The 12,929-nt window shown below is 72.1% G+C and carries 14 protein-coding genes; 4 read left to right on the forward strand and 10 right to left on the reverse strand.

Annotation, left to right across the window (positions count from 1 at the left end; all coding sequences use genetic code 11):
- Positions 1–98 precede the first annotated feature (98 nt).
- From SSP24_RS01545 to SSP24_RS01555, 3 genes are read right to left on the reverse strand one after another with little or no spacing between them, the layout of a single operon-like run.
- Entirely contained in the window at positions 99–1,040 is a 942-nt protein-coding gene (locus SSP24_RS01545; protein WP_141306764.1) for an ABC transporter substrate-binding protein, read from the reverse strand.
- Complete coding sequence (locus tag SSP24_RS01550; protein WP_141306767.1) at positions 1,037–1,708, reverse strand: ABC transporter permease; 672 nt, start codon at positions 1,706–1,708, stop codon at positions 1,037–1,039. The genes SSP24_RS01545 and SSP24_RS01550 overlap by 4 nt, the downstream gene beginning before the upstream one ends.
- The gene (locus tag SSP24_RS01555; RefSeq protein ID WP_141306769.1) at positions 1,705–2,382 is read right to left on the reverse strand and encodes an ABC transporter permease; all 678 of its coding nucleotides are present in this window, start codon (positions 2,380–2,382) and stop codon (positions 1,705–1,707) included. The genes SSP24_RS01550 and SSP24_RS01555 overlap by 4 nt, the downstream gene beginning before the upstream one ends.
- 302 nt (positions 2,383–2,684) lie before the next feature.
- Here SSP24_RS01555 and SSP24_RS01560 point away from each other — a divergent pair, with 302 nt between their 5' ends.
- Together SSP24_RS01560 and SSP24_RS01565 are read left to right on the forward strand one after the other, a co-directional pair.
- Positions 2,685–3,542 carry an AAA family ATPase gene (locus SSP24_RS01560; RefSeq protein ID WP_141306771.1) on the forward strand — a complete coding sequence of 286 codons (858 nt, stop codon included), beginning with the start codon at positions 2,685–2,687 and terminating at the stop codon, positions 3,540–3,542.
- A complete protein-coding gene (locus SSP24_RS01565) occupies positions 3,539–4,909 on the forward strand; it encodes a VWA domain-containing protein (protein ID WP_141306773.1) in 1,371 nt (456 codons plus the stop codon). The genes SSP24_RS01560 and SSP24_RS01565 overlap by 4 nt, the downstream gene beginning before the upstream one ends.
- A 352-nt stretch (positions 4,910–5,261) precedes the next feature.
- Here the strand turns inward: SSP24_RS01565 and SSP24_RS01575 are convergent, their stop codons facing one another.
- The 4 genes from SSP24_RS01575 to SSP24_RS01590 all read right to left on the reverse strand — a co-directional run bounded on the left by SSP24_RS01575 (position 5,262) and on the right by SSP24_RS01590 (position 8,220).
- Positions 5,262–5,621 carry a cupin domain-containing protein gene (locus SSP24_RS01575; protein WP_141306775.1) on the reverse strand — a complete coding sequence of 120 codons (360 nt, stop codon included), beginning with the start codon at positions 5,619–5,621 and terminating at the stop codon, positions 5,262–5,264.
- Positions 5,622–5,752: 131 nt separating this feature from the next.
- Positions 5,753–6,730, reverse strand: coding sequence for a pyridoxal-phosphate dependent enzyme (locus SSP24_RS01580; protein WP_141306777.1), 978 nt, complete (start codon positions 6,728–6,730; stop codon positions 5,753–5,755).
- Complete coding sequence (locus tag SSP24_RS01585) at positions 6,727–7,410, reverse strand: helix-turn-helix transcriptional regulator (protein ID WP_141306779.1); 684 nt, start codon at positions 7,408–7,410, stop codon at positions 6,727–6,729. The genes SSP24_RS01580 and SSP24_RS01585 overlap by 4 nt, the downstream gene beginning before the upstream one ends.
- A gap of 48 nt (positions 7,411–7,458) precedes the next feature.
- A complete protein-coding gene (locus SSP24_RS01590) occupies positions 7,459–8,220 on the reverse strand; it encodes an AraC family transcriptional regulator (protein WP_141306781.1) in 762 nt (253 codons plus the stop codon).
- A gap of 54 nt (positions 8,221–8,274) precedes the next feature.
- Here SSP24_RS01590 and SSP24_RS01595 point away from each other — a divergent pair, with 54 nt between their 5' ends.
- Positions 8,275–9,489 (forward strand): MFS transporter, encoded by a 1,215-nt coding sequence (locus tag SSP24_RS01595; protein WP_141306783.1) that lies wholly within the window; start codon positions 8,275–8,277, stop codon positions 9,487–9,489.
- 46 nt (positions 9,490–9,535) lie between these two features.
- Here SSP24_RS01595 and SSP24_RS01600 read toward each other — a convergent pair whose 3' ends face one another.
- The 3 genes from SSP24_RS01600 to SSP24_RS01610 are packed head-to-tail and all read right to left on the reverse strand — an operon-like array spanning position 9,536 to position 11,770.
- Positions 9,536–9,988: a YbhB/YbcL family Raf kinase inhibitor-like protein gene (locus SSP24_RS01600; protein ID WP_141306785.1), complete on the reverse strand. Its 453-nt coding sequence runs from the start codon at positions 9,986–9,988 to the stop codon at positions 9,536–9,538.
- Positions 9,989–10,019: 31 nt separating this feature from the next.
- Entirely contained in the window at positions 10,020–10,649 is a 630-nt protein-coding gene (locus tag SSP24_RS01605; RefSeq protein ID WP_141306787.1) for an MBL fold metallo-hydrolase, read from the reverse strand.
- Entirely contained in the window at positions 10,646–11,770 is a 1,125-nt protein-coding gene (locus tag SSP24_RS01610; RefSeq protein WP_141306789.1) for a CapA family protein, read from the reverse strand. Before SSP24_RS01610 ends, SSP24_RS01605 begins: the two co-directional genes overlap by 4 nt.
- A 117-nt stretch (positions 11,771–11,887) precedes the next feature.
- Here SSP24_RS01610 and SSP24_RS01615 point away from each other — a divergent pair, with 117 nt between their 5' ends.
- On the forward strand, positions 11,888–12,853 hold the full coding sequence (locus tag SSP24_RS01615; protein ID WP_141306792.1) for a pirin family protein: 966 nt from the start codon (positions 11,888–11,890) through the stop codon (positions 12,851–12,853).
- Positions 12,854–12,929 lie beyond the last annotated feature (76 nt).

Genomic DNA, 12,929 nt, shown 5'->3' on the forward strand with positions numbered 1-12,929 from the left:
CGAACGCCCGACCCCAGCACCGGGCGCCCCCGAGCCTCGTGGCGGGCGCGGAGCGGCCCGGCGGCGGATGCCCTGTGCCGAGTTGCGGGCGCGGAGCATCACTTCAGCAGGCCTTTGTCCTCCAGGTACGTCCGGGCCACGTCCGTCGTCAGGCGGCGCCAGCTGTCCACCTGCTGGTTCATGGTGGCGAGGTCGGTCGTGGTGAGGACGGCGTTGAGCTTGTTCAGGGCCTTGGTGACGCCGGGGGCGCCTGCGCGGGCGCGGTTGACGACCGGGACGACGTAGTCGGCGTTCTGGAGGTGTTTGTCGTCGGCGAGCAGGACCAGGCCGAACTCGTCGAGGGTGGCGTCGGTCGTGGTGGTGAGGACCATCTGGTCCTGGCCGCTCTGCACCGCCCGTTTGGCCTGGGTGGTGCCGACGCCCTTCGGGTCGACGGCGGTGATGTCGATGCCGTAGGTCTTGCGCAGGCCCGGGGCGCAGTACGGGCGTTGCACGCATTCGTCGCCCGCCGCCAGCCGTACTTTCAGGCCGGACCTGCCGAGGTCGCTGAGGGTCTTGAGGTGGTGCCGACGTGCGTACGACGCGCTCACCGCGAAGGCGTTCTGGTCCACCGCCCGGCCGGGGTTCAGGACGGTGAGGCCGCGAGGCGTGGCCAGTCGGCGCAGTGCCTTCATGGTGGCGTCGAGGTTCGGGGAGCCGACCGGCGGGGCGTCGGGGCCGTTGGTCTTGGCGTTGAGCCAGTCGGCGAAGGTGGCCGCGTACTCCGGGACGACGTCGATCTGGCCGGACTCCAGGGCCGGTTCGTAGAGTTCGCGGTTGGCGACGGTGATGAGGGACGTCTCGTAGCCCGCCTGGTTCAGGAGCAGGGCATACATCTGGGCGAGCAAGTCGCTCTCGGTGAACCCCGCCGAGCCGACGGTCAGTTGGCGGCTGTCGCCGGGCGGCGCGGTGACCTTGCCCTGGTTCTCCAGGGAGGGGCCGGTGGCGCAGGCGGTCGCCAGGAGCAGGAAGGCGGCCGCCAACGGCGTACGGCCTCTCATGGCGTGCCCCTGACCCACGCCGGTGCCAGGCCTTCGGCCACCTCAAAGAGGCCCTCGACGATCAGCGCGAACACGGCGACGAGCACCGCCCCGGCCACCACCTGCGGCGTACTGGCGAGGTTGAAACCCGCTGTGATGATCCGGCCCAGGCCTCCCCCGCCCGCCAGGGCGGCGATGGTGGCGGTCGCGACGAGCTGGACGGCGGCGATCCGCATACCGTTCAGGATCATCGGGGAGGAAAGGGGCAGTTCCACGTGAAACATGACCTGGCGTCCCGTCATCCCCATCCCCCGCGCCGCCTGCACGGTGCTGCGGTCGACCTCGCGCATGCCGACGTACGCATTCGTGAGGAGGGGCGGCACGGCGAACAGGACCAGGGCGACGACCGTGGGGCCCTCGCCCCAGCCCCCGATGGGGGTGAGCAGCAGGAGGACCAGCACCGCGAAGGTGGGGACCGCGCGGCCGACGTTCGAGATGTTGACCGCCAGCACCCCGCCCTTGCCGAGGTGGCCGAGGATCACCGCGACGGGCAGGGCGATCAGGCAGCTGACGATCAGGCAGACAACCGTGAGGACGAGGTGTTGCAGCAGCCGCTGCCAGATGCCGTCGGCGCCCGACCAGTGCGCGGGGTCAGTGAGCCAGTCCCAGGTTTCGGTGAGCGTGTTCATGTGCGGGCCCTCGTCCAGGGCGTGATCAGCCGCTGGACGCCCAGCAGAAGCAGATCGGCCGCGACCGCGATGACCACGCACAGCACCGACGCCGTCAGCACCTGGGCCTTGAAGTACGTGTTCATGCCCGAGTAGATCAGATTGCCCAGTCCGCCGAAGCCGACGATCGCGCCGACCGTCACCAGCGACACCGCGGAGACCATGGCGATGCGCAGCCCGGCCATCGCGGCCGGCAGGGCGAGCGGCAGTTCGACGGCGAGGAGGATGCGGATGGGGCCGTAGCCCATGCCGCGGGCGGCCTGCCGGGTCTCCTCGGGGACGGCGCGCAGACCCGCGAGGATGTTGCGCACCAGCAGGGTCAGTGAGTACAGCACGAGCCCGGCGATCACGAGCGTCGCCGACAGCCCGTACAGCGGCAGCAGCAGCGAGAACATCGCCAGGGACGGGATCGTGTAGAGGATCGTCGTCACGGCGAGGACGGGACCGGCCGCCCAGCCCCAGCGGCGGGCCAGCACCGCGAGCGGCAGGGCGAGGGCGAGGCCGATCAGTACCGAGACGGACGTCAGCTGGAGGTGCTGGACCACGGCGTCGAGGAGGATCTCGCGGCGGGTGCTCAGATAGTCGCCGCAGATCCATTCGTTGCGCGCGAGGCAGTCGTCCGGGGGCGCGGTCACGCGTCCATTGCATCGGGCGGTCCACCGGGTCGGCTTGTTCTGGTGACCCGTCCGGGGTTCTGCGCCCCCTGCGGTCCGCCGGTGGCTACTTCACATCCGCCGCGTCGAGCAGCGCGCTCACGGTCGCCGTCGCCAGCCCGTCGTCCAGCGCCTCCACACGCGGGCGACCACGCTCGCCGGGTGATCGGGGTCCTTGAGCTCAGGTCCGGCCGCGAGCTGCGCCTCGAACATGGTGACACAAGCGCTGAACAAGCGCTTAGATAGGAGCTGATCCCGTTACGCCGCCACCGCCGGAGGCCCGGTTGTTCACTTCCGTCGACGATGTCTCCGCACGCCTCGCCGAGACCGGCTACCTGGCGTCGCCCGCGGTCGCCACGACCGTCTTCCTCGCCGACCGCCTAGGCAAGCCGCTCCTCGTGGAGGGCCCCGCGGGCGTCGGCAAGACGGAACTCGCCAAGGCCGTCGCCCAGGTCGCACAGGCCCGGCTGGTACGGCTCCAGTGCTACGAGGGCGTCGACGAGTCCCGGGCGCTGTACGAGTGGAACCACGCCAAGCAGCTCCTTCGCATCAGCGCGGGCCGCGACGAGACGTGGGACGCCACGCGCACCGACATCTTCAGCGAGGAGTTCCTGCTCGCCCGCCCGCTCCTGACGGCCATCCGCGGTGACGACCCCAAGGTGCTGCTGATCGACGAGACCGACAAGGCCGACGTCGAGGTGGAGGGCCTGCTGCTGGAGGTGCTCAGCGACTTCCAGGTCACCGTCCCGGAGCTGGGCACGGTCACCGCGACACGCCGCCCCTTCGTGGTGCTCACCTCGAACGCGACCCGCGAACTGTCCGAGGCGTTGCGCCGCCGCTGCCTGTTCCTGCACATCGGCTTCCCGGAGGAGGAGTTGGAGCGGCGGATCGTCCGGATGAAAGTGCCCGGCATCGACGCGGCGCTGGCCGAGTCGGTGGTGCGGGTGGTCGGCGCGCTGCGCGCGATGGATCTGCGGAAGGTGCCGTCGGTCGCGGAGACCATCGACTGGGCCCGCACCCTGCTCGCGCTCGGTGCCGACACCCTGGACGAGGACATCGTCCGCGACACGCTGGGCGTGCTGCTCAAGCACCAGGACGACGTCCTGAAGGCCGCGGCCAAGCTGGACCTGGACGCCGTATGACCGCCGATGCAGGTGTGACCGCCGATGTGGCCTCCCGGCTGACGGACTTCGTGGCCGCGCTGCGCGCGCACGGCGTCCGTGTCGGCACCGGTGAGACCGTGGACGCGGCGCGGGCGGTGGAGGCGCTGGGACTCGCCGACCGCGAGCTGCTGCGCGAGGGACTCGCCGCGACGCTGCTGCACACCACCGGCCAACGGCAGGTGTTCGACCCGGTCTTCGACCTGTATTTCCCGCACGGTGTGGGCGGGCCGGAGGGCGAGGCGGCGGACCGGGACGACCTGCGCGACCGGCTCGCGGCGGCGCTCACCGCCAACGACAGCGCCTGGATGGGCCGGTTGGCGATCGAGGCCGTCGACGGCTTCGGCGGATACGGGAGTTCACCCGCGTCGGACGGCTGGTCGTCGTACCAGACGCTGGATCGGATCCGCCCGCAGACGCTGCTCGCCCGGGTCCGCGCCGAGGTGCGGGCGCAGTCGGGGGAATCGGGGTTCGCGGACCGGCTGCTGGACGACGAGATCCGGCGGCGTATCGAGGTCTTCCGCGCGTTGGTGGCGGCGGAGGCACGGCGCCGGGTGGCCGAGCGGCGGGGTCGGGACGAGATAGCGCGGCGCGCGGTGGCGCCGACCGCCGACCGGGTCGACTTCCTGTACGCCGGAAAGGACCGGCTCGCCGAGCTGCGCAGGACGGTTCAGCCGATCGCTCGCAAACTGGCGACCCGACTGGCCGCCCGGCGGCGCCGGGCCGCCCGGGGCAGCATCGACCTGCGGCGCACCCTGCGCGGGTCGCTGTCGACGGGCGGCGTGCCGATGCGGCCCGTGCTGCGCCGACGGCGGCCTGTCCGGCCAGAACTGGTGCTGCTGTGCGATGTGTCGGGCTCGGTGTCCGGCTTCTCGGACTTCACGATGCTGCTGGTGCAGGCGCTGCACGACCAGTTCAGCAAGCTGCGCGTGTTCGCGTTCGTCAACCGGATCGACGAGGTCACCGGCCTACTGGAGCACGGCGTCGCCGACTCGGAGGGACTGGGCGCGCGCATCCGCTCCGAGGCGACGCTCACCGGCTGGCACGGCAGCAGCGACTACGGCGTCGCGCTGGGCGAGTTCGCCGAGCGGTACGGCGACGCGGTCGGCCCGCGCACCACGGTGTTCGTCCTCGGTGACGCCCGGACGAACCTGAGCGACCCGAACCTGGCGGCCGTACGGCAGATCGCCGGACGGGCCCGCCGCGTCTACTGGCTGAACCCCGAGCCGCGCCCCCAGTGGGGCACCGGCGACTCCGCCGCGCCCGCCTACGCCGAGCTGGTCGAGATGCACGAGTGCCGCACCGCGCGTCAGCTCGGCGCGCTGATCGCCCGCCTGCTGCCGGTCTGATCAGGCTGCGACTCGGGGCCGAGCCGCGATACGGCTCAGACGGCGAGCTGCGGGCGGCAGGCCGAGGGCGGCCATACCCGGGACTTCGCCGGGGTCGTGGAAGCGGTCGGCAGTGCGGTCAAGGGGCGTGCTTGACCTGGTGGGCAACCGTTCCCTGGGCGAGTTCCGGCGCGCCCTCACCCCGGACGGAACGCTCGTCCTGTCCGGCGGAGGCTTCTACGAGGGCGGCAGCCTCGTCGGCCCGATGGGGCTCTTCTTCAAGCGCCGCATGCCGGCCCCCTTCGTCCGCCGGCGTCTGCTCGGGTCCGCGCGGCGGGCGCACGGAGTCGTCCGTGCGCCCCTCGCCCTGCGCCTACTCCTCCTTCGCGTACTCCCTGGCCATGGCGCCCGCGAAGTCGTATGCGACGACCTGCTCGTCACCCACCACCCAGGCGTCGTGTCCGGGCGGGCAGACGAAGACGTCGCCGGGGCCGACCTCCTGCTCGGCGCCGTCGTCCATCCGGATGCGCATCCGGCCCTGGACGACATAGCCGTTGTGGTGGATCTGGCAGGAGTCGGTGCCCGCGATCGGGGCGACGGACTCCGACCAGCGCCAGCCCGGCTCGAAGGTGGCCACGGCGAAGTCGAGCCCCGAGAGGTGGACGGCTTCCAGGTGGCCGCGCGGGAAGTCACGCCGCTCGTCCGGCTTGTCGAGCGTCTTCACCTCGAGCATGACCGCTCCTCCTTTCCGGCCGGGGTGTCGGTCTCCGTCGCCCGCTCCGGAAGTTCGTGAGCGGCACCGGCGAAGGCCGAGCCCTCCTTTTCATCGTCCGCCCTTCCGGCCCCGGCCCGCCAGCCCCTCCCTCAGTCGCCGCCCGCGCACAGCCGGGCGAAGCGGTCGGCGTCGATGTTGCCGCCGGAGATGATCACGCCGACGCGGCGTGGGAGGCGCTCCACGCGGCCGGAGAGCAGCGCGGCCAGCGGGGTGGCGCCGCTGGGTTCGATGACGATCTTCAGCCGTTCGAAGGCGAAACGCATCGCGGCCCGGATCTCGTCGTCACCGACCAGCGCGATGCCGTCGAGGAGTCGACGGTTCATGGAGAAGGTCAGTTCGCCGGGTGTGGGCAGCGCCTGTCCGTCGGCGATGGTGTGCGGCACCGGGATGCTGATGCGCCGGCCCGCCTCCAGCGACCGCTTGGTGTCGTCGCCGGCCTCCGGCTCGACGCCGATGACCCGGATGCCGGGGTACAGCCCCTTGGCGACCGTCGCGCTTCCGGCCACCAGTCCGCCGCCGCCCACCGGCGTGATCAGGGCGCCCAACTCCCCCACCTCTTCGAGGAGTTCGAGTGCCGCGGTGCCCTGCCCGGCGATCACATGCGGGTGCTCGTACGGCGGGATGACGGTGAGTCCGCGCTCCGCGGCCAGGGCCTCGGCGATGGCGGCCCGGTCGCCGGTGTAGCGGTCGTACGTGACGATCTCGGCGCCGTATCCCGCGGTGGCGTCCCGCTTCGAGGCCGGGGCGTCCTCGGGCATGACGATCACCGCGGTGGTGCCCAGTTCGCGGGCGGCGAGGGCGACGGCCTGGGCGTGGTTGCCGGAGGAGTAGGCGGCGACGCCCCGGGCCAGCTGCTCGGGCGTGAGCCGGGAGGCGGTGTTGTAGGCGCCACGGAACTTGAAGGCGCCGGCGCGCTGGAAGTTCTCGCACTTGAGGAGGACCTCGGCCCCGACCAGGGCGTCGAGGGTGCGTGAGCGCAGGACGGGCGTGCGATGGGCGACGCCCTTGATCCGCGCGGCGGCGTCCCGGACATCGTCGAGGGTGACGGGCGGGGTGGTGGTCGTCACGGGCGGGCTCCTTCGGAAGCGGGGTCGGTCGTGGCGCGGGCCTGGGCGAGGTAGCTGTAGGCCGACGCGCGGGAGATGCCGAGGCGGGCGGCGACCTGCTCGACGGCGCGGCGCACCGCGAAGACGCCGTGGCCGTCGAGGCTGCGGAAGAGTTCGAGGCGCTCGGCGCGGTCGAGGCCGGCCCAGCTCTGGTGCTGCCGCACCTGGTGGGCGTCGAGGATGGCGTCGACGACCGAGTCGATGTCGTTGCCGAACGTGGTGACGGGCGCCTGGCCCGCGTCGCCGGCCCCGGCGAGCGCGCCGAGCAGGGCGTGGGCCTGCTGGACGGCACCGGCGTCCACGTTGACGCACAGGGCACCGAACACGGCGCCCGTGGAGTCGCGCAGCACCATCGTGGACGACTTGACCAGCTGCCCGTTCCGGGTCCGGGTGAGGTAGTTCAGCTCGTCGTCGGCCTCGTCACCGCGGGCGAGCACGCGCATGCCGATCTCGCTCATCGCGCCGCCCACCGCCCGCCCGGTCACCGAACCGGCGACGGCGACCACCGACTTCTCCGGCCGCCGGTAGTCGTGCAGCACCACCTCGCACACCGGCCCGAAGGTCGCCGCGATGCCGTCGACGACCGGCCTGAGCGCCGCGATGATCGCGTCCCGTTGCGCCTCCACGTCCTGCTCGGCCATCCCACGCCTCCTGGACTCACTATCCACGTACTGGACTCACAGTCTAAGTCAGCGCCCGAAGCCGATGGAACGGCCTGCGGCGCGTCCAGGCGTGTGGCCGAAGGCGCGGCGGAAGACGTCGATGAACGCGCTCGCCGAGGACCAGCCGCAGCGGTGGGCCACCACGGTCACCGGCGTGTCCTCGGCGAGCAGCACCAGGGCGTGGGCGAGGCGCAGTTGGGTGCGCCACTGCGGGAACGTCATGCCGAGGTCGGCCTTGAACAGGCGGGACAGTGTGCGGTCGCTGGCGCCGACCTGTCTGCCCAGGGCCGCGAGCGTGCGGTTGTCGGCGGGGTCGGCGAGCAGGATGTCGCACAGCGCCTTGAGTTGCGGCGCGGTCGGCGTGGGCACGTGCAGCGACTGCTGGGGTGAGGCCCGCAGCTGGTCGCACAGGACGGCACGCAGGCGCCGGTGTTCGGGGCTGTCGTCCGCCGGGTCGCGGGTGCAGGCGAGGATCAGCTCGCGCAGCAGCGGGCTGACGGTCAGCACGGTGGGCTTGTCGAGGCCGCGGGGGTTGGTGTCCACGGGGAGGCCGACCAGGTGCAGTTCGAGTTCGCCGTACGCCTGGTGGGAGTGCACGGTACCGGCCGGCACCCAGATGGCCCGGGTGGCCGGGGCGATCCACGATCCGGCGTCGGTGGTGACGGCGAGCACGCCCCGGCCCGCGTAGACGATCTGGTGGTCGTCGTGCCGGTGGGCGTCGATGCCGGCGCCGGGGGCCAGCCATCGGGTGCTGGTCGGCGCCACCGGCTGGTGGCGGATTTCCCTCATCGATTGGCAGATTATCGGAAGTGCGACAGTGCGGCCACGGACGACCATGGCGCCATGCCAAGGAACAAGTCGATCGTCCTGCTGTCGGTCGGACATGCCTGTGTGGACGTCTACCAGGGCGCCGTGGCGGCCCTGGTCCCGTTTTTCGTCGCCGAGCTTGCGTACACCTACGCCGCGGCCTCGGGAATCGTGCTCGCCGCGAGCCTGCTGTCATCCGTGGCGCAGCCCTTCTTCGGCGCGCTCACCGACCGGCACCCCATCCCCTGGCTGCTGCCGGTGAGCACGGTGTTCGGCGGGCTCGGCGTGGCGCTGAGCGGCATCGGCGGCTCGTACGCGCTCACGCTGCTGTTCGTGGCACTGTCCGGCATCGGGGTCGCCGCGTACCACCCGGAATCGGCACGGGTCGCACGGGTCGCGAGCAAGGGCAGTCACCGTTCCATGGGGTGGTTCTCGCTGGGCGGCAACGTCGGCTTTGCGCTGGCTCCGCTCCTGGTCACCGTCGTGATCGCCAGCGGCGGGCTGCGGTGGTCCCCGCTGCTGATCCTGCCCGCGCTGGTCGGCAGCGTGCTCACCCTGCCGGTGCTGCGGGCGCTGGAGAAGGCGCCGCGCGCCGAGGGCGGCCAGGGGGCCGCGGAGGGGCGGGACGACTGGGTCTCGTTCGTGCGACTGTCGCTGGCGGTGGTGTGCCGGTCGATCGCCTTCGTCGGGCTGAGCACCTTCATCGCCTTCCACGCCCGGGAGCAGACGGACGGCACTACGGCGGCCGGGACGGCCGCGCTCTTCGTGCTCTACCTCGGCGGCGCCGTCGGCACGGTCGTCGGCAGCAATCTCGCCCACCGCTGGGACCGGGTCACGGTGGTGAGCATGTCGTACCTCGTGACGGTCGCCGCCGTCGCCGGTGTGGTGTTCGTGCCCGGCCCGGCGATCTACCTGTTCGTGGCGCTGACCTCGATCGGCCTGTACGTCCCCTTCTCGCTCCAGGTCACGCTCGCCCAGGACTATCTGCCCACGCGCGTCGGCACCGCCGGCGGGATCACGCTGGGCCTGACGGTCAGCGTCGGTGGCCTCACGAGCCCCGTCATCGGCACCATCGCGGACGCCACTTCGCTGCGCACGGCCCTGATGCCCCTCATCGTGATGCCCGCCCTGAGCTGGCTGCTGTTCCGCACGCTGCCGGAACCGGCCGTTCCCCAGCGCCTGTTGGGCGACCGGGGCGAGGACGCCACACTGAACGCCGTAGGCACCTCCACCGAGCACAGCCGCCTGTGACCACCGGCCCGCAAGAGCCCGCCCGGGGATCGGGCGGGCCCCGGTGTCACCGCTGGTACAGGCCCACCAGCGTGCCGTCGGCGAGTTCCCGCTTCTCGACCGCCTCGTGCACCTGCGCGGCGTTCGGCGCGTCGGGGAGCGCGCACGGTTCCGACAGGGCGTAGAGCCGGAAGAAATAGCGGTGGGCCTCGTCTCCCGGCGGGGGATGCGGGCCGCCCCAGCCCCGCTCGCGGTAACCGTTGACGAGTTCGGTGCCGCCGGACGGGACCTGCCCCGCCGCGACACCCTCGCTCCGGGGATCGATACCGACCACGATCCAGTGCACGAACGTGCCCGACGGCGCGTCGGGGTCCTCGCACAGCAGCACCAGCTCGGTGGTGTCGTCCGGTACGCCGCTCCACGCCAGCGGGGGCGACTCGTTGTCCCCTTCGTATGCGTAGTGGCGCGCGATGAAGGAGTGGTCGTTGAATGCGCTACTTCTGATGTCGATGCCAGCCATGTCACCCGAGTAACCGCAGTGGGGCCAGAACTCACGTGAACGGGAGCGTGTACGTGCGGCCCTCCACGCCCCACTCGCCGGCCGGCGGCCGCGCCCCGGCGTCGATCGCCCGCAGGGTCGGCCGGCCGATATGGGCGTACACCAGCCGCCGTACTCCCTGCCGCTCGGCCTGGTCGGCCACGGCGAGCACCGGCAGATGGCCGCCGACGCCCCCGCGGAACCGTATCGGCCGGTCCCAGGCGGCGGCCTCGGCGAACATCAGATCCGCCCCCGCCGCCCAGCCCGGGAACTCCCAGAACTCCGGCGCCCACACCGCCACCACTCCGCCCGCCTCGATGCGGTAGCCGTAGGCGGGGTGCGAGGTGTGTGCCACGGGGCGGCACCGCACGCATACGGCCGCCTCCGCGACGTCCAGCTCCAGGTCACCGGCGCGCGGCCGCACGCCCCGCGCCGTCGCGCTGCGGCGCAGTGCCGAACGGAGTTCCGCGTGCTCGTCGGTGACCAGCCAGCCGTCGAGGCGGCCGGGCGGCGGTTCGGCGCCGGGGCCGCCGTCGAAGGCGACGCGGTGCCCGGCGCAGCTCAGCAGCAGGCCCGCGGGGGCGAACCGTGGCGAGTTCATCGCGCCGACCCCGAGCAGGGTCAGCCGCAGTCGGCGGTTCATCGGCCGCTCTCTGCGGCATGGCGCAGCGCGAACGTCCCGTCGGGTTCCAGATCCAGGTGTACGCCTGCACTGATCCGGTCGAGTGTGGTGCACAGCCACATACGGTCCCGTTCCTGCGCGGGCTCCAGCCGCATCCGCCGAGCCTGCAACGGCACCATGCGCAGGCCGGTCAGCTGCCCGGTGTCCGCCTGCAGTGTCGTGAGGTAGGCGAGGCGGAGGTCGTCACGGTACTCCTCGTAGCCGGGGATGCCCTCGTAGTCGTCGACGAAGTCGCCGCAGCCGTAGAGGATCAGCCGGTCCCGGTAGACCTCCAGCGGGCGAGGGTGGTGCGAGGAGTGGCCGTGGACGAGGTCGACGCCGCCGTCCACCAGGGCGTGGGCGAAGCGGACCTGGTCGCGGGAGACGAGGTAGCCCCAGTTCGAGCCCCAGTGCACGGAGACGACCGCGAGGTCACCGGCCCGCTTGACCCGTCGTACGCGCTGGACGGCGGCTTCGGCGGTGCCGGGCGAGAGCCCGGGGACGTACGCGATGCCGGACTGCCCGTCCTCGGTCGCCGCCCAGTCGGAGGGGATGCCGCTGGACCGCGTACCGAGGGCGAACACCAGTACGCGGCCGCCCGCCGGCAGGGTGACCACGGCGGGCGCGTACGCCTCGGCGGCGTCGTGTCCCGCGCCGGCCGTCCGCAGGCCCGCGCCGCCGAGCGCGGCCAGGGTCTCCGTCAGGCCGGGGCGGCCGAAGTCCAGGACGTGGTTGTTGGCCAGGACACAGACGTCGGGGCGGGCGACGGTCAGGGCGGGCAGGTTGGCCGGGTGCATGCGGTAGTGCACTTCCTTGCCGGGCGCGAAGGCGCCGCAGCTCGTGACCGCCGTCTCCAGGTTCACGATCCGGGCATCCGGCGCGGCCTCGTCGAGCACCCGCAGCGCCTCGCCCCACGGCCACGCCGGTTCGACCGGAGCGGGTATCGGCCCGCTGACCGCCTCCGCCAGCGCCACGTAGTCGCGCGCGTCCGTGACGTACCCTTCGCGCAGCCCCGGATCGCCGGGATGCGCGAGGATCTGATCGACGCCGCGCCCGAGCATCACGTCCCCGCACAGGAACAGCGTCACGACACCGCCGCCCATGTCCCCACCCTAGAGCTTGTCGTCGATCGAGGGCTCTGGCGAGATGCCCGAAGTCAACGGCGTTGACGACGCAGGAGACAGCTGCGTCGCCGTCCGCGCCCGGCTAGGTTGTGCCGCATGAGCAACCTTGACCGCGCGCCCGTACCGAGCGTGTGCGGCGGCCGCGGATTCGTCGTCGCCGAACCTGTCCGCGAGCTGCTGAGTCCCCGACACGTCAAGCTCGGCGAGTCGACCGAAGTGCGCAGGCTGCTGCCGAACCTCGGCCGGCGCATGATCGGCGCATGGGCCTTCGTCGATCACTACGGCCCCGACGACATCGCCGACGAGCCCGGCATGCAGGTGCCGCCGCATCCGCACATGGGGCTGCAGACGGTCAGCTGGCTGCACGAGGGCGAGGTGCTGCACCGCGACTCGACCGGCAGCCTGCAGACCATCAGGCCGAAGGAGCTCGGGCTGATGACGTCGGGCCGCGCGATCAGCCACTCGGAGGAAAGTCCCAAGTCGCACGCCCGGTTCCTGCACGGCGCGCAGCTGTGGGTCGCGCTGCCGGACGCCCACCGCCACACCGAGCCGAGGTTCGAGCACCACGCCGAGCTGCCGACGGTCACGGCGCCCGGTCTGACCGCGACCGTGCTGCTCGGTGACCTCGACGGCGCGACGTCGCCGGGGACGACGTACACCCCCATCGTGGGCGCCGATCTCGCCCTCGCGCGCGGCGCGGACGTCCGGCTGCCGCTGGTGCCCGACTTCGAGTACGGGGTGCTGTCGATGTCCGGCGAGGTGCACGTCGACGGCGTGCCCGTACTGCCGGGTTCGATGCTCTACCTCGGCTGCGGTCGCGGCGAACTGCCGCTGCGGGCCGAGTCGGACGCCGGTGTGATGCTGCTCGGCGGCGAGCCGTTCGCGGAGGAGCTGATCATGTGGTGGAACTTCGTCGGCCGGTCCCAGGAAGAGATCGTGCGGGCGCGCGAGGACTGGATGAAGGGGGACCGTTTCGGCCAGGTGCAGGGCTACGACGGGGAGCCGCTCCGCGCACCGGAACTGCCGGAGCTGCCGTTGAAGCCGCGAGGAAGGGTGCGTTGACCTGTGCAATGCCGACCTTCCTGACGGAGCGTCAGGAGGTGTGAAACGGTCTGTTCACCGTTGGGGAGCCCGGCGT

Source organism: Streptomyces spinoverrucosus (genome assembly GCF_006539505.1).
GTDB lineage: Bacteria > Actinomycetota > Actinomycetes > Streptomycetales > Streptomycetaceae > Streptomyces > Streptomyces spinoverrucosus.